The 18,291-nt window shown below is 68.0% G+C and carries 20 protein-coding genes; 11 read left to right on the top strand and 9 right to left on the bottom strand.

Annotation, left to right across the window (positions count from 1 at the left end; translation table 11 throughout):
• Nucleotides 1-11: 11 nt before the first annotated feature.
• Nucleotides 12-917: a haloalkane dehalogenase gene (locus QGN31_RS16205; RefSeq protein ID WP_008255736.1), complete on the bottom strand. Its 906-nt coding sequence runs from the start codon at nt 915-917 to the stop codon at nt 12-14.
• Between the two features lie 111 nt (nt 918-1,028).
• Between QGN31_RS16205 and QGN31_RS16200 the strand changes: the two genes are divergently transcribed.
• Nucleotides 1,029-1,757 (top strand): DUF2652 domain-containing protein, encoded by a 729-nt coding sequence (locus tag QGN31_RS16200; protein ID WP_008255737.1) that lies wholly within the window; start codon nt 1,029-1,031, stop codon nt 1,755-1,757.
• Between the two features lie 11 nt (nt 1,758-1,768).
• On the opposite strand, the gene QGN31_RS16195 is transcribed toward QGN31_RS16200, so the two are convergent.
• Together QGN31_RS16195 and QGN31_RS16190 are read right to left on the bottom strand one after the other, a co-directional pair.
• Nucleotides 1,769-2,908, bottom strand: a complete 1,140-nt coding sequence (locus tag QGN31_RS16195; protein ID WP_373306615.1) for a MalY/PatB family protein — start codon at nt 2,906-2,908, stop codon at nt 1,769-1,771.
• A gap of 66 nt (nt 2,909-2,974) precedes the next feature.
• Nucleotides 2,975-4,069: an NAD(P)H-dependent amine dehydrogenase family protein gene (locus QGN31_RS16190; protein ID WP_014941725.1), complete on the bottom strand. Its 1,095-nt coding sequence runs from the start codon at nt 4,067-4,069 to the stop codon at nt 2,975-2,977.
• Nucleotides 4,070-4,296: 227 nt separating this feature from the next.
• On the opposite strand from QGN31_RS16190, the gene QGN31_RS16185 reads away from it, so the two are divergent.
• Genes QGN31_RS16185 through QGN31_RS16175 form a run of 3 tightly spaced genes read left to right on the top strand, consistent with a single transcriptional unit; the run spans nt 4,297 to nt 6,670 of the window.
• Nucleotides 4,297-4,557, top strand: coding sequence for a hypothetical protein (locus QGN31_RS16185; protein ID WP_014941727.1), 261 nt, complete (start codon nt 4,297-4,299; stop codon nt 4,555-4,557).
• A gap of 13 nt (nt 4,558-4,570) precedes the next feature.
• Nucleotides 4,571-5,650, top strand: a complete 1,080-nt coding sequence (locus QGN31_RS16180) for an NAD(P)H-dependent amine dehydrogenase family protein (protein WP_014941728.1) — start codon at nt 4,571-4,573, stop codon at nt 5,648-5,650.
• A 45-nt stretch (nt 5,651-5,695) separates the two neighbouring features.
• Entirely contained in the window at nt 5,696-6,670 is a 975-nt protein-coding gene (locus tag QGN31_RS16175) for an LLM class flavin-dependent oxidoreductase (RefSeq protein WP_014941729.1), read from the top strand.
• Between the two features lie 71 nt (nt 6,671-6,741).
• Here the strand turns inward: QGN31_RS16175 and QGN31_RS16170 are convergent, their stop codons facing one another.
• Both QGN31_RS16170 and QGN31_RS16165 read right to left on the bottom strand, forming a co-directional pair.
• Nucleotides 6,742-7,854, bottom strand: coding sequence for an ABC transporter substrate-binding protein (locus QGN31_RS16170; RefSeq protein WP_014384450.1), 1,113 nt, complete (start codon nt 7,852-7,854; stop codon nt 6,742-6,744).
• A 76-nt stretch (nt 7,855-7,930) separates the two neighbouring features.
• Nucleotides 7,931-8,719: a spirocyclase AveC family protein gene (locus tag QGN31_RS16165; protein ID WP_043954734.1), complete on the bottom strand. Its 789-nt coding sequence runs from the start codon at nt 8,717-8,719 to the stop codon at nt 7,931-7,933.
• A gap of 196 nt (nt 8,720-8,915) precedes the next feature.
• Between QGN31_RS16165 and QGN31_RS16160 the strand changes: the two genes are divergently transcribed.
• Both QGN31_RS16160 and QGN31_RS16155 read left to right on the top strand, forming a co-directional pair.
• On the top strand, nt 8,916-9,578 hold the full coding sequence (locus QGN31_RS16160; protein ID WP_014941731.1) for a TetR/AcrR family transcriptional regulator: 663 nt from the start codon (nt 8,916-8,918) through the stop codon (nt 9,576-9,578).
• 37 nt (nt 9,579-9,615) lie between these two features.
• Nucleotides 9,616-10,821: a cytochrome P450 gene (locus tag QGN31_RS16155; RefSeq protein ID WP_014941732.1), complete on the top strand. Its 1,206-nt coding sequence runs from the start codon at nt 9,616-9,618 to the stop codon at nt 10,819-10,821.
• A gap of 12 nt (nt 10,822-10,833) precedes the next feature.
• Here the strand turns inward: QGN31_RS16155 and QGN31_RS16150 are convergent, their stop codons facing one another.
• Both QGN31_RS16150 and QGN31_RS16145 read right to left on the bottom strand, forming a co-directional pair.
• The gene (locus QGN31_RS16150) at nt 10,834-11,823 is read right to left on the bottom strand and encodes an alpha/beta fold hydrolase (protein ID WP_014941733.1); all 990 of its coding nucleotides are present in this window, start codon (nt 11,821-11,823) and stop codon (nt 10,834-10,836) included.
• Nucleotides 11,824-11,867: 44 nt separating this feature from the next.
• Nucleotides 11,868-12,380, bottom strand: coding sequence for a lipoprotein LpqH (locus QGN31_RS16145; RefSeq protein ID WP_043954736.1), 513 nt, complete (start codon nt 12,378-12,380; stop codon nt 11,868-11,870).
• Nucleotides 12,381-12,454: 74 nt separating this feature from the next.
• On the opposite strand from QGN31_RS16145, the gene QGN31_RS16140 reads away from it, so the two are divergent.
• Genes QGN31_RS16140 through QGN31_RS16130 form a run of 3 tightly spaced genes read left to right on the top strand, consistent with a single transcriptional unit; the run spans nt 12,455 to nt 14,723 of the window.
• Entirely contained in the window at nt 12,455-12,811 is a 357-nt protein-coding gene (locus tag QGN31_RS16140; RefSeq protein ID WP_014384456.1) for an ArsR/SmtB family transcription factor, read from the top strand.
• Nucleotides 12,799-14,307, top strand: coding sequence for an ACR3 family arsenite efflux transporter (arsB, locus tag QGN31_RS16135; RefSeq protein ID WP_193375540.1), 1,509 nt, complete (start codon nt 12,799-12,801; stop codon nt 14,305-14,307). Before QGN31_RS16140 ends, arsB begins: the two co-directional genes overlap by 13 nt.
• 2 nt (nt 14,308-14,309) lie before the next feature.
• Entirely contained in the window at nt 14,310-14,723 is a 414-nt protein-coding gene (locus QGN31_RS16130) for an ArsI/CadI family heavy metal resistance metalloenzyme (RefSeq protein ID WP_036429198.1), read from the top strand.
• Here QGN31_RS16130 and QGN31_RS16125 read toward each other — a convergent pair whose 3' ends face one another.
• Together QGN31_RS16125 and QGN31_RS16120 are read right to left on the bottom strand one after the other, a co-directional pair.
• Nucleotides 14,724-15,452: a hypothetical protein gene (locus QGN31_RS16125; protein WP_014941737.1), complete on the bottom strand. Its 729-nt coding sequence runs from the start codon at nt 15,450-15,452 to the stop codon at nt 14,724-14,726. It lies immediately after the preceding gene.
• On the bottom strand, nt 15,452-16,330 hold the full coding sequence (locus QGN31_RS16120) for an LLM class F420-dependent oxidoreductase (protein WP_014941738.1): 879 nt from the start codon (nt 16,328-16,330) through the stop codon (nt 15,452-15,454). Before QGN31_RS16120 ends, QGN31_RS16125 begins: the two co-directional genes overlap by 1 nt.
• 134 nt (nt 16,331-16,464) lie before the next feature.
• Between QGN31_RS16120 and QGN31_RS16115 the strand changes: the two genes are divergently transcribed.
• Both QGN31_RS16115 and QGN31_RS16110 read left to right on the top strand, forming a co-directional pair.
• Nucleotides 16,465-17,037 carry a TetR/AcrR family transcriptional regulator C-terminal domain-containing protein gene (locus QGN31_RS16115; protein ID WP_014941739.1) on the top strand — a complete coding sequence of 191 codons (573 nt, stop codon included), beginning with the start codon at nt 16,465-16,467 and terminating at the stop codon, nt 17,035-17,037.
• The gene (locus QGN31_RS16110; RefSeq protein ID WP_014941740.1) at nt 17,034-18,290 is read left to right on the top strand and encodes a cytochrome P450; all 1,257 of its coding nucleotides are present in this window, start codon (nt 17,034-17,036) and stop codon (nt 18,288-18,290) included. Before QGN31_RS16115 ends, QGN31_RS16110 begins: the two co-directional genes overlap by 4 nt.
• The last annotated feature ends 1 nt before the right edge of the window (nt 18,291 follow it).

Below are 18,291 nucleotides of genomic sequence, written 5' to 3'. Positions count from 1 at the left end.
CTCCCGCCGTCTCAGAGCAGGGCCTGCTGCCACGACAGGACGCGTGCGGCCAGTTCGGGTCCGCGGTCCTCCTGGATGAAGTGGCTGGCGTTGATGCGGGCGTGCGGCTGGCCCGCGGCGCCGGGGATGTGCTTGATCAGCGGGGTGTCCGCTTGCCCGAGGATGGGGTCGCGCGCACCGAAGATGGCCAGGAACGGCTTCTCCCAGCGCCCGAGCGCCTCCCACGCCCTCCTGTTGGCCGGAATCGCCGGATCGCTGGGCGAGGTGGGGACCAACTGGGGGAACGCGCGGGCCCCGGCCTGATATGTCTTGTCCGGGAAGGGGGCGTCATACCCGGCCCGCACCTTCGACGACACCCGGCGGACGGTCCCGGCGCCCACGATGCGTCCCGCCGGCAGCACGGGGGAGTAGCGCGCAAAGGCGCGCCAGGCATGGAAGGCGGGCGGGGTGCGCCGCTGTGCGGTGGGCAGGAAACCGTTGGCCACCACCAGCCGCCCGACGCGGTCGGGCTGCTCGGCAGCGATGCGCAGCCCGATCAACGATCCCCAGTCCTGCACGAGCAACGTGACATCCCACAGATTGAGGTGCTCGAACCACGAGACCACCCATTCCACGTGCCGCTGGTAGGTGTAATCCTCGATGCGGCTGGGCTTGTCCGACCGGCCGAAACCGATCAGGTCGGGTGCCAGCACGCGGTTCCCGGCGTCGGTCAGGGGCGTGATCATGGAGCGGTACAGATAGCTCCACGTGGGCTCGCCATGCAGCAGGACGATCGGCGGCCCTTCGATCGGCCCCTCGTCGAGGTAGTGCATGCGCAGCGGCCGGGTGTCGCTTGCCGTGACGTCGAGATAATGCGCTACGAACGGGTAGCCCTCCAGGTTTTCGAAACGGGAGTCCGGGGTTCGCAGCACATGCATATCAGCTCCTCCGGTGAACCGGCACCTCTGCTAGCCTCTCTCGCCGAGGCGCATTCGTCTAGTGGGAGATTCATTGAGCTGGGCCGCGCCGGCCATTAAACTGGCTTATTCATGGCAATTCGGCGCGCGGTTCTGCTCATAGCCGACATCGGCGGTTACACGCACTACATGCAGTGGAACCGGACGCACCTTGCCCACGCCCAGCTGACGGTCGCGGGCCTGCTGGAGTCGGTCATCAACGCCGCCAAGGGGCTGAAGCTGGCCAAGCTCGAGGGCGACGCCGCATTCTTCTGGGCACCGGACACCAACGCCAAAGTGGTGGTGTGCGAGCGGCTGTCACGGATGCGCACGTCGTTCCTGGAGCGACGGGAGCGGATGAAAAACGACATCGCCTGCCAGTGCGCGAGTTGCGCGCAGCTGGAGAAGCTGTCGCTCAAGTTCGTCGTGCACGTGGGCGAGGTGGCGGATCAGAAGGTGAAGCGCCATGTCGAGCTGGCCGGCTTCGATGTAATCCTGGTGCACCGAATGCTGAAAAACATGGTGCCGGTAGCCGAATACGTGCTCATGACCGATCCCGTCGCGGAATGCCTCGACGAGTCGATGCGTGGGCTGTGCACACCCATGCTGCACGTGTTCGACGGCATCGGCGAAACGTCGACGCACTACATCGACCTCGCGTCGTTGCAGGTTCCCGCCGTGGAGTCCGAGCGCAGTTTCTTGCGCCGGCTTGGCGCGACGATGAAGTTGGAGTTCAACACCCTGCCGTTCACCCTGGGCATGCGGGAGCCCGCCGAGGGGTTCCGCAACTTGGGGCGCGGGACCGAAGAAATCTCCGCGTAGCCCCCGTGCCGCTACTGAGCGCCGGCGAGGGCGCGGCCCATGCGCGACAGGGCCTCGGTGAGGATGGCGCGTGAGGTGGCGAAGTTCAGCCGCACGTGCCCGGCTCCGCCGGTGCCGAACACGTGGCCGGAGCTGAGCGCCACCCGGGCGTGCTCGAGGAACCAGCGGGCGGGTCCGGACAGGTCGGCGACCACCGCGAGGCCATCGCTTTCCTCTTCGTCGATACCGAGTGCCCGGCAGTCCAGCCACGCCAGGTAAGTGCCTTGTGGCCATTGATATTTCACGCTGGGCAGCTGCTCGGCGACCAACTCGCCCAGCAGCTTCCGGTTCGCGTCGAGGCCGGACAGCGTCGCGTCGAGCCAGTCGGCGGCGCTGCGGAACGCCTCGGCGTGCGCGATGACGCCGAGATGGCTGGCACCATGACCGACCTCCTCCGGCATCCGGTCCAGGTCGGCGGCCGCCTCCGGCCCGGCGATCGCCACCGCCGCCTTCAGCCCGGACAGATTCCAGGCCTTGGACGCCGACGTCAGGGCGAAGGCGTTCTCCGCTCCGGGGACGGTCAGGAAGGGGGTGAACCGCGATCCCGGCAGGATGACGGGCGCGTGGATCTCGTCGGACACCACGCGGACGCCGTATCCGCGCGCGAGTTCGGCCACCGTGCGCAGCTCCTCGGGCGTGTGCACCGTGCCGGTCGGGTTGTGCGGATTGCACAATAGGTAGGCCACGTTCCCGTGCGTCGCGCGGGCCCGGGAAAAAGCCTCCGCTAACGCGCCCAGATCGATGCGCCCCTCGGCGAGCGGCGCTTCGATCACGCGGCGGCCGTCGTGCGCCACGAACGCGTAAAACGGTGCGTACACAGGGGGATTGACGACGACGGCGTCACCGCGATCGGTGACCAGACGCAACACCTCGACGATGCCGAGCATGACGTCGGGAACGAGCGCGGTGCGGCCCACCTCCAGGTCGTCCCAGTCCCAGCGCCGCGCCGCGAATTCGCTGACCGCCTCCGCCAGCGCCGTGCCGCACGGGTATCCGGTGTCGCCGTCGTCGACGGCCCTGCGCAGCGCCTCGGCCACCGTCGGCGGCAGGTGCACGTCCATCTCGGCGACCCACAGCGGCAGGACGTCGGCGGGATGCGCCCGCCATTTCATGCTGGTGCGAAGCCGCAACTGCTCGAGCGTGAGCTCCTCGAAGGGATTAAAAGTCACTCGGGCAGATTATGTGGCGAACGCGTGCTTCGGAATCGTCAACGGCAGGTCGACCGAGCTGAGCAATCCCGGCTTCGCGGCAACGACATACGGCACCGCGTTGACGACGCGCATCGCCGTGGCGACCATCGCGCCGGCCCCCGAGGTCATGCCCGCGATCCCGGCCCGGCCGGGATCCCGCAGCGTCGCCGCCAGGGTGCAGTCGAGGTCGGGGTCGCCGGTGATCATGACGCGATAGGACAGGTCGCCGATCCCGATGGGCCAGTCGGGCGCGACGTCGTGGGCGAGCCGGGTGACGTGTTCGATGACGATGGCCTCGCGGCCGTCGACCACCCCGATCGCCTGCATCCGCAGCGCGCCACAGGTTCCGGCCTCGACGGTGCCCATCGCGACTTCCAGCGTCCGGTTGGTGACCGCGCGATCGAAACCCTCACGGACTTCCTGGACTTCGACCCCGAGGGCGTCGGCGATCAACCGGATCTGGCCCTGCCATTCGCCGGCGATCGCGCCGGGAAAGCCGATCCAGGGTTGGTAGTCGAGCGGGCGGCCGAAACCCAGCGCGTCGCTCATGATGTCGGGAACCCCGTAATCGTCGTAGAGGCCGATCTCGAACGAGTGGATCTTTTCGATGACCGACGACTGGGTCGACAGCACCAGCGGCAGGTAGTCGGCGGCGAAGCCCGGCTCGATCCCGGACGCGTACAGCGATGCCTGGCCCCGCTTGGCGGCGGCGACCAGTTGGTCGCGCCACTCCGCCGGTTCGTAGGCGTGCGGGTTGACCAGCCGCGTCGTGCTGGTCGTCACGACGTTGATCCCGGCTTCGAGCAGCTTGACGTAGTCCGGGATGGCCAGCGCGTCGCGCTCCGGGCCGCTGGCGGCGTAGATGACGCAGTCGGGCTTCAACGCGATCAGCGCGTCGGCGTCGTTGGTGGCTGCCACGCCGATCGGCTCCCCGCCGGCCAGTTCGCCCGCGTCCTTGCCGACCTTGTCGTCCGAGTGCACCCAGACGCCGGCCAGGTCCAGATTCGGGCGCCGGGCGAGGGCGCGGATGGCGATCGAGCCGATGCCGCCGGTCGCCCACACCACCACGCGATGAGTCGTCATCTCGTTCCTCCTCAAGTCCATATCAGCCGCTGGTCTAAGACCAACGGCCGCCGCGGTTTTCGTGTGTTCGCGACGCGCGCGCCCGGTTCGAGCGGCCAGGTTTAAGAAAGCAGACACTATCTTAACGAACAAATTTTAGGTTAGTCTGCAGCGGTGGGGGCCGAATCCGAGTTTTTCGCGCCTCCGGGCGTCGTGGCCGACGACGTGGGCGCCGGGCCTGGGACGAGTTGGGCCCGCACCTGGTGCACGACGCGGTGATGGCCGCGTCCTACCGCCCCCATGACGACTCGGTGGCCAGCATCACCCGGGCCGAGAGCGTGGACGCACTGCGCGCGGAGGGCGGCCCCTACCGCATCTTCACCACCGCCGAGGCAACCGAGTACGTCCGTGGCGGCCGGCCGCTGCCGCTGCACCCGCTGTGCGGCGGCAGCGCCCCCGACGTCGCCTGGCCCTACCTAGAACGCGCCGCGCGCGCCGCCACCCAATAAAAGGAGAGCACCGGTGTCGATCCAACAGCCCCTGCGTGTCGTCGTGTGGTCCACCGGCGGCGTCGGCAAGGTCGCGATCGACGCCGTCCGCCGGCGCCCGGACCTGGAACTCGTTGGGGTATGGGTACATTCGGCGGACAAGGTCGGCCGGGACGCGGGGGAGCTGGCCGGCGGCGACCCGCTCGGGGTGGCGGCCACCGACGACGCCGAGGCCCTGATCGCGTGCAAGCCGGACTGCGTGGTGTATGCGGCCAGCGGTCCCGAGCGCGACGGGGCGGCGGTGCCCGATTATCTGCGGCTGCTGGCGGCCGGCATCAACGTCGTGTCGACGTCGTCGACCAGCCTGGTGCATCCGCCGTCGTATTTCGCCCCGGACTGGCGCGACCAGCTCGAGGCGGCGGCCACCGCAGGCGGCGCCTCGTTCTACGCGTCGGGCATCTTTCCCGGCTTCGCCTCCGATCAGCTCGCGCTGCTGATGACGACGCAGTCGAAGCGCATCCGGACCATCACGGCCAGCGAGGTCGCGCTCAACGACCACTACCCGGTGGCCGACGTGATGATGGACGGGATGGGATTCGGCCACCCGCTGGAGTTCCAGCCGATGCTCGCCACGCCCGGCTTCATCGAAATGGCTTGGCAGGCACCGATATACCTGATCGCCGGCGGCCTGGGGGTCGAGGTGGAAGAGGTGCGTGGCTCCCTGGACCGACGGTTGGCCGACCGCGACATCGAGGTGGCATTCGGCACCATCAAGGCGGGCACCTGCGGCGCCGTGCGGACCCGGGCGGCGGGCGTGGTGAACGGTCGCGAGGCCATCGTGATCGAACACGTCATCCGGATGGCCCGCGACGTCGCGCCCGATTGGCCGACCTCGGAGTCCGACGCCACCTATCGGGTCGACATCGACGGCGATCCCGACGTCCACTGCGAGATGAGGATGGGGGAGGCCGAAGGCCACGGCGCGGGGCACGCCGCCATGGCGTCAACGGCGATGCGGGTGGTCAACGCGATCCCGTATGTGGTCACCGCACCCGCGGGCCTGCTGAGCTCGCTGGACATTCCGATGACGCTGCCGCTTTACGCCTTCGACTGAAGGTGTAACGTGCATCACCAAGATTAGGCCACCTAGGAGTTTGCCGTGTACACACTGCGCTTCGACATGCGCGATCCCGAATGGGCCGCGGCCCCAACCGATCTGTACGCCGCGGCGCCCGAAATGTCGGCCTGGGCCGAGGAGCACGGCGGTCTTGCCGCCGTGCTGTGTGAGCACCACGGCTCCGAGGACGGGTATTTGCCGTCACCGTTCTTGCTGGCCTCGGCGGTGGCGGCGCGCACGCAGCGCCTGGCGCTGAGCCTGATCCTGATCTTGCCGTTCTATGAGACCGTGCGCCTCGCCGAGGACATGGCGGTGCTGGACATCATCAGCAATGGTCGGGCGTCGTACATTCTGGCCCTAGGCTACCGGCCCGAGGAGTTCGAGCACTTCGGCGTGCCGATCAAGAAGCGCGGTCGCGTCTGCGACGAGAAACTCGCGCTGCTGCGGCGACTGCTCGCCGGTGAAACCGTGATCGAGGACGGGCGACGGATCACCGTGACGCCTCGCCCGCTGACCCCCGGCGGCCCGGGGCTGATGTGGGGTGGGGGAACGTTGGCGGCGGCCCGCCGGGCCGGCAGGTACGGCCTGGGCATGCTGGGCAACGCCAACGCCCCGGGCATCCGGGAGGCCTATGAGGAGGCCTGCCGCGAGCACGGCCACACGCCGGGCCCCACCATGTTTCCCGACCGCAACACCCCGTCGGTCGTGTTCGTCGCCGACGACGTCGATCGGGCGTGGAAAGAGATCGGCGACCACCTGCTGCACGACGTGCGGACCTACGCCGCGTGGAACCCCGGCGACGAGACGACGGCCGGCTTCTCGCACGTGAACACCGTCGACGAGCTGCGTGAGACCGGAACGTCGCACGTGATTATCTCTGTCCCCGAGGCGGTTTCGCGGGTGAAGGCCGGTCAGGTGCTCAACCTGTCGCCGCTGTGCGGCGGGTTGCCACCGGAGATCGCGTGGCCCTATCTCAAGCGGGTGGGCGAGGTCGTGCTCCCGGAGGCCCTGTCGTAATTTTCCGTGCCGAACGTGGAGTTGTTGCGGGAAATGTTCGCGATTTCGCGCAACAACTCGACGCTCGGCGGCTACTCCTCGCCGAAGCGATCGACCAGGTGTGAATTGACGCCGTCGGCGTCGAGCCGCCGCGCCACCAGGTACCCCGCGCCCACCCAGGCGCGCCGCGACCAGTTACCGAACGACACCCGCGTCCCCGGGGCACCGGACGCGGCCGGCATCATCTTGACGCGCTCGAGCGCCTCCTTGACTCCCCGCGGGCTCAACGGGTGCGCGTCCGCGAGCGCCCGCAACAGGGTGAACGCCACGTCGCGATTCACCACCGGCACACACCATTCCGGGCGCCGCCCGTAGGCCTGCTGGTATTCGTCCAGGAATTTCTGCCCGACGACGTTGCCCTCGTCGTACTGGTCGACCCCGGTCCAGCCCATGAACGCGTTCCACATCACCGGGTTGAGCCATGCGTTCTGGAAGGCGGTCCCGCAGAACCGGGGCGGATCCCAACCCAGCGCGTCGAGCGCCGGGTTGACGAACACGATCCCGAAGCCGAACCCGCAGTGCACGATGGCCTGGGCCTTCGCCTCGTGCAGCGCCCGCACGGCGGCGGTCACGTCCCCGGCCGTCTGCGCGATGGGCGCCTCGGCGACGATGCGAATGTCCTTGCGGCGGCAGGCATCCCGGAGGTTCTTCAGGTAGGCCTCGCCGACCAGGGATTGCTCGACGAGCACGCCGATCTCGGTGTGGCCGCCCTTGGCCAGCAGGTCGGACCAGAAGATCGGCTCGTCGGTGTGCGAGCCCATCGGGAACGCGAAGAACCATTCGCCGAGCGCGACGTCGGACCCGGTGACGCTGATGCAGGGAACCTTGAAGCGCTCCTCGATGGCCTCTCGGGTCGGGATCGCGTTGTCGCCGATGTTGGGGCCGAACACGGCCAGGCAGCCCTCGTCGCACAATTCGCCGTAGGCGTCGATGACCGCTTTGACCGATCCCTTCGGCAACCCCTCCACCTCGCGGTAGACGATCTCGATCGGGCGATCGATCAGCCCCTGCTCGACGCCCTTGCCGAAGACCAGGTCGAACGGCTGCGTCAGGTCCTCGAAATACGTTGTGGGAAAGCCCTCGGGCAGCCGAAAGTCCATCAGGTAGCCGATTTTGATCGGCTCGGCCTTGCTTTCGTAGCTCATCTGAACTCCTTGGTGCCGAGCGTGGAGTTGTTGCGCGAAATGGTCGCGATTCCGCGCCACAACTCCACGTTCGTCGCTAGCGCGGTTGGTTCGGGACGCCCGGGAACAGCTCGCCCGCCGGCGGCTCGGTGGTCACCCAGCCGCCCAGCTTGGTTGCCAGGTGGGGCGCGAAAACGGCGCCGTAGAGGACGTTTCCGATGACGATCACGGCGACGACGGACAGGATCGAGGAGGTGACGCGGTTCTTCGACCTGTTCTGCGCCCACATCTCGATGACGTTGCGTCCCTGGTCGTCGGTCCGGCCCAGCAGGTAGGTGAAGAGCATCATCTGGATGCCCATCGCCAGCGAGTCGTAGAGCGGGTACTGGTGCAGGGTCCCCTCGCGGATCGCGAGCCCGGGAATCACGCGGCCGTAGTAGAACACGCCGAGCTTGGCGCCCAGGAACCCGTTGAAGAACAGCGCCCAGCAGAAGCCGACGATCAGTCCGACCACCAACAGCGTCTGGGGTCTGCGCCAGTTGAACCGGGCGGCCACCCATCGGCCCAGGGCCGCGCCGGTCACGGCCGGCAACACGAAGTAGGAGATGTAGCCGACGGGAACGAACAGCGGCAGCCCGCCCCACGTCATGTCCAGCGGCCACCACGACGGCATCCGGGGGATGGCCGGCGGGAACTGCGCGTACATCGCCCAGTCGTAGGGGGCCTCGATCCACGAGAACGACATCGCCGAGATGCACAGCAGCAGAAGGGGGTGCACGCGCCGCTGGCGCACGCTCAGATAGATCCCGAGGGCGGTGAACGTGATGCCGCCGACGAGCGCGAAATCGCTGGCCGCCTGCATCACCGGCGTCATCTGGGAGCTCACCGGTCGGCCCCTTGACTCCGGCGTGCCTGCGGGTCGAAGCGCAGCACCAGCCCGAAGATCACAACGATCAAGCCGAACAGCGTGCCCAGCATGATGACAGCGCCCACAGTCGCAATCCCTTCCGATTCGAGCTCGACTGATTAGATAGTGCCTACTATCCTAAAGGGAGTCAACCATCGGGTGAGGAGGCAGTGACGTGGCCCAGCGGTCGTCCGGCACGAAACGCGGCGCGGCGGAGGCGTCGGCCTCGGTGCGCCGGCCCCGCGGCGCCCCGCGCAAGCTGCTGCTCGACACCGCCCGGGCCCGCTTCGCCCGCCAGGACTACCGCAGCACGACGACGCGCGAAATCGCCCAGGCCGCAGGCGTTACCGAGCATCTGTTGTTTCGCCACTTCGGCTCCAAGGCGGCGTTGTTCCGTGAGGCGCTCGTCCTGCCCTTCACCGATTTCGTCGAGGAGTTCCGCCAGACCTGGCAGTCGGTCGTCCCGGAGGAGACCGACGAGGAGGAGTTGGCGCGCCGGTTCGTCGGGCAGCTCTACGACGTGTTCGTCGAGCATCAGGGCCTGCTGTTGACCCTGATGGCATCCGAGGCGCTGTCCGAGGAGGAAAAGGCCGACGCCGGCATCGCCGAGATCCGGCGGGCCGTCACGGCGCTCGGGCAGATCAGCGCCGAGGGCATGCACCTGCGCGGGCTGCGCTCGGACCATCCCGACCTGCCCGCCCACTCGACGGTGGCGATGATCGCCGGCATGGCGGCGTTGCGGTCGACCTACTTCGGGACCGAGCCGCCGTCGAGGGAGACCATCGTCGACGAACTCATCCAGGCCATCCTGCACGGCTTCCTGCACAGGAACGGCTGAGCTTTCGAAAGACCGCTCTACTCAGAGGAATTGGTTCATGACAGACACCAGCGCGATCGAGTTGTACTACGACCCCTTCGACTCCGTCATCGACGACGACCCCTATCCGGTGTGGAAGCGGATGCGCGAAGAAGCGCCGCTGTATTACAACGAGAAGTACAACTTCTACGCGCTGAGCCGTTATGAGGACGTGGCGCGCGAATTACCCAACTGGCAGACCTACCGATCCGGGCGGGGCACCACCGCCGACATCCTGTTCGCCAATATCGAAGTGCCGCCCGGCATTCTGCTGTTCGAGGACCCTCCGCTGCACGATCTGCATCGCCGCCTGCTCTCGCGCGTCTTCACGCCCCGGCGCATGCTGGCCGTGGAAGACCTGGTGCGCGGGTTCTGCGTCCGCGAGCTGGACCCGCTCGTCGGCGCCGGCGGCTTCGATTTCATCGCCGACCTCGGGGCGATGATGCCGATGCGGACCATCGGCTACCTGTTGGGCATCCCCGAGGCCGACCAGGAGAAGATCCGCGACCGCAGCGTCGCCAACATCGAATTGTCTACGGACAGCGACCCCGCCGCGGTCGACGCGAACATCTTCGCGAACTCCATTGCCCTGTTCGCCGAGTACATCGAGTGGCGGGCCAGTCATCCCTCCGACGACCTGATGAGCGAGCTGCTGCGGGCCGAGATCGACGAGCCCGACGGCACCCGGCGCCCGCTGTCGCGCACCGAGGTGCTGGCCTACACCGCCATGATCGCCGGCGCCGGCAACGAGACGACCGCCCGGCTCATCGGTTTCATGGGACAGCTGCTGTCGGACCATCCCGAGCAGCGCCGCGAGCTCGTCGCCGACCCGTCCCTCATTCCCGGGGCGATCGAGGAGACGCTGCGCTTCGAACCCCCGTCGCCGGTGCAGGCGCGCTACGTGGCCCAGGACGCCGAGCAGTACGGCCGCGTCGTCCCCGAGGGTTCATTCATGTTGCTGCTCAACGGTTCCGCCAACCGCGACCCCCGCCGGTTCGCCGATCCGGACCGCTACGACATCCACCGGCAGGCGGGCGGCCACCTCAGCTTCGGGCAGGGCCTGCACTTCTGCCTGGGCTCGGCGCTGGCCCGGATGGAGGCGCGGGTGGCCTTCGAGGAGGTGCTCAAGCGCTGGCCGGACTGGGAGGTCGACTACGCCAACGCCGAGCGCGCGCACACCGCGAGCGTGCGCGGATGGGCCCGCCTGCCGGTGGTCACTCGTTGAGCCGGGGCACCGCTAGGGCTCGCTCCGGTCCACCAACACCGCGCCGTCGGGCCGGTTTCCCAGCGTCTGCAGCGGGATGTCCCCGCCGTCGGCGGTGAGGCGCACGATCTGCGCGAGCTGTTCCGGGGCGTCGCACTGCAGATAATGGTCGGCGCCCGGCACCACCCAGTAGCGATTGCGGCCCGGCTTGTTCTTCAGATAGGTCTGCCAGACGTGGTTGGGAACCCGCAACGGGGCCACATTGTCGTGGAGGCCCCACACCACCGTGGTGTTGACGTCGCTCGTGGAAAGCGCCTCCAGCCAACCGGTTTCGTCGGCGGCGCGCTCGTGGAGGTATTGAATGGTGTCGGGCAGCACGCGGATTCCGTCATTGTGGGCAAAACACTTGGCCAGCGCGGCGATCTCCGGATCGTCCAATGTCCGCCGCGGCATGAACGTGCTGGCGCCCAAACCGGCCGCCAGCATCTCCGGCGTCGTCGCCGCCGCGGTGGCGCGCCCGGTCCCGGGATCGAGCAGCGCGGTCTGGAACGCGGTGAGGTTCGAAAGGGGAAGGTAGATATTGGCATTCGTCACGATCAGGTCGGCGGGCAGCGACGGCGGATCAAGGGCTGCCAGCATGCCCAGCGCGATCATCCCCACGCTGCTGCCGCGGTCGTGGGTGAGCATGCGGTAGTCGGTGAGCTGCCACGCCTCGGTGATGGCGTAGACCAGCAGCCGCGCGTCGTCGTACAGCGAGTACACATACGGCTCGGGCGGTTTGGCGGACAGGCCGTAGCCGGGAAAGTCGAGCAGGTAGATGTCGAACTCCGCGCGCAGTTCGGCCGCCAGGGCGAAGTAGTCGATGCTCGACGTCGGAAAGCCGTGCACCAGCACCAGCGCGGGCGCGCCGGGCGTGCCGCAACGGCGGCTGAAGATCGTGACTTCTCGGGCCTCGTTGGCCGCGGTGGTCGACCGCCAACGAAGTTCGGTGCCGCCGTTTTGCCACTGCGCGAAGATGTCCAAGCTGTCAGCCTGTCAGAGGGGGCCGCGGCAGACAACCACGGCGGCTAGGGGCACGTCACGTGGATCCCGAACCTCACGTCGCGCACGCCGCTTTGCCCGGGCGTGGTCGCCTGGCCCGTTCCGGTGATCGTGTAGCCCTTGCCGTCCTTGGTCGCCTGCACCTGCGTCGGCGAATTGGTGCCTTGATAGGGCAGCTGATATTGGCCATTGGGCAGCTTGAGTGAAATCGCGAACCCGTCGACGGTGGGGGGCCGTTCGTCCGAGACGGCCAGCGACACCGACGCCGCGTCGTCGTGCACGCTGATGCGGGTCGTGAGATCTCCCGATTCCGGCGGCGACGCATTCGGCTGGGCCGCCGAGCTCGTGCAGTCGACCGCGGCGATGAGCGTGTGCTTGTTCCCATCGATCATCACCGTCGTGCTCGTCAAAGCCGGTGTCGAACTGGGGGGAGTCGCCGGGTGACTCTCCTTGCCCGAACAGGCCGGCAGGCTCGCCCCCAGCGCCAGCGCGCCGAGCGCGGAACCCGCACGAACGATCCACGGCCGAGGGTGTGTCATATCGGTCCTCCGCTAGACGGTCATGAGGACTATAGAACCTTGCCTTCTGATTCGATATGCGTTTATATAGATGCATGTCGAATCAAACCACGGCGTGTTGCCCGGCGTTGGGGGCGGCCGCGCTGGCCGAGCCGCAAGCCGCGGAACTGGCGGCGATGTTCAAGGCGCTCAGCGATCCGGTGCGGTTGCGGCTGTTGAGCCTGGTCGCCAGCCACCCGGGCGGTCAGGCCTGTGTTTGCGAGATCTCCCCGACGTTCGACGTGTCGCAGCCGACGATCTCCCATCACCTGAAAACGCTGCGGTCGGCGGGGCTCTTGGATTGCGAACGGCGCGGCACGTGGGTGTACTACTGGGTGGTTCCCGAAGCGCTGCAACAGCTTTCGTCGGTGTTGCACGTCGACGCCCTGTCGGGCGCGGGATGCCGCTCATGAACGAGGCGGTGAGCGCGCGGCTTTCGACGCTGGATCGATTCCTGCCCGGATGGATCGCAATGGCGATGGTCGCCGGCCTGCTGCTGGGCCGGCTTGTCCCGGGCCTGGGAGGGGCGGTGAGTGCCGTTCAGGTGGACGGGATCTCGCTGCCCATCGCAATCGGGCTGCTGGTGATGATGTATCCGGTCCTGGCCAAAGTTCGGTACGACCAGCTGGATACCGTGACCGCGGACCGCAAACTGATGACGACGTCGCTGGCGTTGAACTGGTTGGTCGGACCCGCCGTCATGTTCGCGCTGGCCTGGCTCCTGCTGCCGGATCTACCGGAGTACCGCACCGGGCTGATCATCGTGGGGCTGGCGCGTTGCATCGCCATGGTCATCATCTGGAACGACCTCGCCCGCGGGGACCGCGAGGCCGCGGCGGTCCTGGTCGCGCTGAATTCGATCTTCCAGGTCGTCATGTTCGCCGCCCTGGGCTGGTTCTATCTGTCCGTGCTCCCGGGGTGGCTGGGACTGAGCACGACCGGCATCGACGTATCCGCTTGGCAGATAGCCAAATCGGTGCTCATCTTCCTCGGGCTGCCCCTGCTGGCCGGGTACCTGTCGCGCCACCTCGGCGAACGCGCCAGGGGCCGCGGCTGGTACGAAAATCGCTTCCTGCCCCGGATCGGGCCCTGGGCGTTGTATGGGTTGCTGTTCACCATCGTCATCCTCTTCGCGCTGCAAGGCCACCAAATCACGTCCCGTCCTTGGGATGTCGCCCGGATCGCGCTGCCGCTGCTGGCGTACTTCGCGATCATGTGGGCCGGCGGATACGCGCTGGGGGTGCTGCTGCGGCTCGGCTATGCGCGCACCACCACCCTGGCGTTCACCGCCGCCGGCAACAACTTCGAGCTCGCGATAGCCGTGGCGATCGCGACCTACGGCGCCGCCTCGGGTCAGGCGCTGGCCGGCGTCGTGGGACCCCTGATCGAAGTGCCGATCCTGGTCGCATTGGTTTACGTTTCCCTGGCCTTGCGGCCCCGGCTCTTTGGTGCGGCCGACGGTTCCCGGTCGAGCGCCGACAGGCCCAGCGTCCTGTTCGTCTGCGTGCATAACGCCGGTCGTTCCCAGATGGCCGCCGCGCTGCTGCGCCACCTGGCCGGCGACCGCATCGACGTCCGTTCCGCCGGAACGGAACCCGCCGATCAGATCAATCCCGCGGCGGTGGCCATGATGGCCGAATGGGGCATCGATATCACCGACGTCCCGAAAGCACTCGACGCCGACGTGGTGCGGACGAGCGACGTCGTCATCACCATGGGCTGCGGTGATACCTGCCCGTTCTTCCCGGGCGTCTCGTACCGCGATTGGCCCCTGCGCGACCCCGCCGGTCAGCCGGTCGAGACGGTGCGGGAAATCCGCGAGGACATCGCCGAGCATGTCTATGCCCTCATCCGGGAGCTGCTCGGGATCACGATGACGATCGATGTGCCCGCCACGAAAGGACAGTGATCATGTCGCGCATCCAACTCGCCCTCAACGTCGACAACCTCGACGAGGCGATCACGTTCTACACCAGACTCTTTGACGTGGAGCCGGCCAAGGTCAAACCCGGCTACGCGAACTTCGTCGTCGCCGACCCGCCGCTCAAACTGGTGCTGCTGGAAAACGCCGGCCAGGGCGGGACCCTCAACCATCTCGGCGTCGAGGTTCCCACCAGCGACGCCGTCCTCACCGAAAACAGCCGGCTCGCGCAGGCGGGTCTGCTCACCGACGAAGAGATCGACTCGACCTGTTGCTATGCCACCCAGGACAAGGTGTGGGTGAGCGGCCCGGGGGGTGAACGCTGGGAGATCTACACGGTGAAGGCCGATTCCGAGACCTTCGGGCCGGCCGACGAATCGCAGTCCACCTGCTGCGCCTCGTAGCTACGGCCAGGCCTCCCAGGCGATCATGCTGCGCAGCGGCCCGGCGAACACCGGCCGCACAGCCGTTGAGCGCCAACGTTCTTCGATGAGCGGAGCCAAGACTTCGACGGTGGCGAGCGGATCCTCGTCGAGATAGACGACGCTGATGTACTGGTGGTCGGTGCGCCACCCCCGGGGCAAGTGGCTCCACCCGGCGCTGGATCCGAATGTCCACGCGCCGGCCGTGCCCGGGGTGGCGAGCAGCGCCGGATAGTGCTCGGCGTGCAGCCATTGCAGCCATTCGTCCGGGCGGCCGTCGCTGGGTTCCTCGACGATCAGCACGATGCCGCGGTGCGGCCGAAACGGCACCACCTCGGGCGAGATCAGCGCGTGCGGCGAGGACCGCCACTGCAGCAGGCGCAAGCCGGCCACTTGCAGCGACGGCCGCACGACGGGAAAGCGGCCGTTGTCGCGCAACGCGCGGCCGAGGGTGACGAATTCGTCGAAGGTCTCTTCGACCGGGTCGGTGACCAAATAGTGCACCGCGTTGCCGATTTCGCCCAACGGCCCGTGGGCGGCCAGGCGATGGTCGGCGTAGTCGCCGTCGGCGATCCAGCGCAATCCATGCACGACGCCCGGCAGCTGAAATTGCTCGGGCATGTGATCCAGCAGGTGCCAACGCAGGTAGCTGCCGTCATCGTCGGGTGGCGCCGCGGCGGTGAGGCTGAATATGCCTGCTTTGACGCGCATTACGTGGCACCGCCGGACGGGGGATGAAGTTCGGCGAGGGCCTGCAGGTTCTCCAGGTAATGGGGCAGCGAGGTGTGCCGGAACGCGGCGCTGACGATGGTGGCACCGTGCGCGGCGGTTTCGCCCACGAGATCGCGGGTCCGTTCCGGATCGCCGATCGGGTCCAGCAGTGAGGGCGTGGGCAGGATGACGTCGAAACCAGGGCCGAAGTCGAAGCGGCTCAGCCAGTCTCGCGCCTGGCGCAGGCTCACGTTGAACGGCGCCCAGCCGTCGGCCAGCGTTGCGGCCCGGCGCAGTGAGAGCAGCGTTTGCCCACCGATCCAGAGGGGGACGCGGTCTTGGACCGCGCACGGGTCGACGACCATGCCGCCGAAGGAGTAGAACTCGCCGTGGTATTCCGGTTCGGGCGCCGACAGCGCGGCGCGCAGGGCCCGCAGCGCGTCGTCGGCGCGCCGGCCGCGGTCGTCGTAGGGCGCGCCGAGCAGGTCGAACTCTTCTTTGAGGCTGCCGACCCCGACCCCCAGGATCAGCCTGCCGCCGCTGATCCGGTCCAGGGTGCCGTAGCGTTTGGCGATCTCGAGCGGATGGTGGTAGCCGAGCACCAGCACGTTGGTGGCCAACCGAATTCGTCGCGTGCGCGCGGCCAGGTAGCCGAAGGTCGCCAGCGGGTCCCAGTAGCGGGTGCCGCGGCGGCCCGTCTCGGTCGCGGGCAGGGCGACGTGCTCGCTGCAGGTCAGGTGGTGGTAGCCGAGCCCGTCGGCGGCCTCGGCGATCCGCGCCAGATCCTCGATGGTGGCGTTCTTCTCCCAGTCGCCGCTGCTGTGGGGGAACATCGTCACCACCGGGGTGGCGACCGACAGTTTGACGTGACCGCTCATCGGGACACGCATCCTCCGGCGTCGACGGGGATGCATAACGTGGTCTTCCCAGGATGATTCATGCGGGAGTAGATTCTAACAGTGCTCGAATCTGGCGGGAGTCGAACCGCCGCCGTGGGTAAGCGGGTGCCGCGATGACGGCCGCGGTGCGCCGGCCCTACGGCGAACTCGGCCGCGCCCGCGTGGTGACCTCGCTGCGCGACCTGGCCCGCCGCGTCGGCGTGCAGGGCGTGACGATGCGCGAGCTGGCCGCCGAACTCGGCGCCGCGGTGCCCTCGGTCTACTACCACGTGCCGGGCAAGCAGGCCGCCCTGGACCTACTCGCCGAATCCGTGCTGGCCGAGATCCCCGTCGTCGAGACCGGGTCCTGGGACACCCGGCTGGCCGAACTCTATTGCGCGGCCCGTGAAGTGATCCTGTCGGTGCCGGGCATCGCGGGCGTCCTGCAAACCGGCGGCGGAGGCGACTCCGCCCGTCGGCTCGACAAGCTCAGCCGTACCTTGCTCGCCGAGGCGGGCCTCACCAAACCGGTTGCGGCGGCGGCCCACTCGGTGCTGTACACCTACCTGCTGGGTTCGGTGAGCCTGCAGGAGACGCGGCCCGCCCACCGCGGCAAGCGCCAGGCCGCCAACCACTTTCGCGCCGGCCTCGAGGTGATCATCGCCGGGATCGGGGCCTCGCGACCGGACGGATCGGCGCCGTCGTGAGCATTGCCAAACCCACGCTGGTGAAATCCCTGGTCCCGCAGAACCTGGACACCGCCGCCGACCGCGACGCGGCCGCCGTGCTCGATCCCGACACCTTCGTCACCGGCGCACCGTACGACGCGATGACGAGGCTGCGCGCCGCCTCGCCGGTGCACCCGGTGCAGCTGCCCGGGCTGCCCAGGGCGTGGCTGTTGACCAAACACGCCGACGTGCGCCTGGTCAGCCGCGACACCGACACCTTCACCAGCAGCAAGGGCAACACACTGGTGGAGGCCGAGGCCGGGCCGAACTCGGCGATGCTGCCCGGCATCGATCCGCCCCGTCACGTCCACTTCCGCAAGCTGATCAACCAGGGCTTCACCGTCCGCAACGTGCAGCGGCTGGAGCCGCGGATGCGGCAGGTGGCGCGCGGCATCGTCGCCGCCATCACCGACAAGCGCGAATTCGACGCCGTGACAGACATTTCCGCCGAGATGTCGCTGCAGGTGATCGCCGACGTCCTCGGCGTTCCGGCCGAGGACCGGATGGACGTCTTCCGCTGGAGCAACGCCATCGGAAGCCTGGGCATCGAAGATCCCGACTACGCCCCCACGCCGGAAGCACTGGGCCAGGCCGCGGCCGAAATGTTCGCCTACTGCGGGGAATTGGTGGAGCATCGCCGCAAGCACGGCCTCACCGACGACATCTTGTCGGCGCTGCTCGCCGCGGAGGTCGACGGCGAAAAGCTCAACCGCGACCAACTCAACGAGTTCTTCCTACTGCTGGCCATCGCCGGCAACGAAACGACCCGCAACACGCTGAGCCACGGCATCTTGGCGCTCGCCGAGCGCCCCGAGCAACAAGCGCTGCTCGCCCGCGATCCCGCGGCGATCAAGCCCGCGGTGGAAGAGCTGTTGCGCTGGGCGACCCCGGTGATGCACTTCCGGCGCACCGTGGTCCGCGACGTCGAGATCCGCGGGCAGCGAATCCCTTCCGGCGACTGGGTGCTGATGCACTACCTGTCCGCCAACCGCGACGAGGAGGTCTTCGACCGGCCGGACCAGTTCGACGTCACCCGCCCCGACGCCGGCCACGCCGCGTTCGGGGGCGGGGGAGTGCACTTCTGCCTCGGCGCACAACTGGCCCGGCTCGAACTGCGCGTCATGCTCGAAGAGCTCTATGCGAACGTGCCCGGCCTGGCCGTCACCGGACCGCCGGACCGGCTGCGCTCGTCGTTCTTCCACGGCATCAAAAGACTGCCGTGCACAACGTGAT

This window comes from Mycobacterium sp. 2-64, from assembly GCF_035918375.1.
GTDB classification, from domain to species: Bacteria; Actinomycetota; Actinomycetes; order Mycobacteriales; family Mycobacteriaceae; genus Mycobacterium; species Mycobacterium intracellulare.
This window is presented reverse-complemented; position numbering and strand designations above follow the sequence as displayed.

Bases quoted from the DNA above. Each gene is read 5' to 3' on its own strand.
- QGN31_RS16195 (WP_373306615.1), bottom strand. From the start codon at position 2,908: ATGAAATGGCGGGCGCATCCCGCCGACGTCCTGCCGCTGTGGGTCGCC.
- QGN31_RS16115 (WP_014941739.1), top strand. From the start codon at position 16,465: ATGACGGCCGCGGTGCGCCGGCCCTACGGCGAACTCGGCCGCGCCCGC.
- QGN31_RS16170 (WP_014384450.1), bottom strand. From the start codon at position 7,854: ATGAGCTACGAAAGCAAGGCCGAGCCGATCAAAATCGGCTACCTGATG.
- QGN31_RS16130 (WP_036429198.1), top strand. From the start codon at position 14,310: ATGTCGCGCATCCAACTCGCCCTCAACGTCGACAACCTCGACGAGGCG.
- arsB (WP_193375540.1), top strand. From the start codon at position 12,799: ATGCCGCTCATGAACGAGGCGGTGAGCGCGCGGCTTTCGACGCTGGAT.
- QGN31_RS16120 (WP_014941738.1), bottom strand. From the start codon at position 16,330: ATGAGCGGTCACGTCAAACTGTCGGTCGCCACCCCGGTGGTGACGATG.
- QGN31_RS16205 (WP_008255736.1), bottom strand. From the start codon at position 917: ATGCATGTGCTGCGAACCCCGGACTCCCGTTTCGAAAACCTGGAGGGC.
- QGN31_RS16140 (WP_014384456.1), top strand. From the start codon at position 12,455: ATGTCGAATCAAACCACGGCGTGTTGCCCGGCGTTGGGGGCGGCCGCG.
- QGN31_RS16200 (WP_008255737.1), top strand. From the start codon at position 1,029: ATGGCAATTCGGCGCGCGGTTCTGCTCATAGCCGACATCGGCGGTTAC.
- QGN31_RS16125 (WP_014941737.1), bottom strand. From the start codon at position 15,452: ATGCGCGTCAAAGCAGGCATATTCAGCCTCACCGCCGCGGCGCCACCC.
- QGN31_RS16190 (WP_014941725.1), bottom strand. From the start codon at position 4,069: ATGACGACTCATCGCGTGGTGGTGTGGGCGACCGGCGGCATCGGCTCG.
- QGN31_RS16145 (WP_043954736.1), bottom strand. From the start codon at position 12,380: ATGACACACCCTCGGCCGTGGATCGTTCGTGCGGGTTCCGCGCTCGGC.
- QGN31_RS16155 (WP_014941732.1), top strand. From the start codon at position 9,616: ATGACAGACACCAGCGCGATCGAGTTGTACTACGACCCCTTCGACTCC.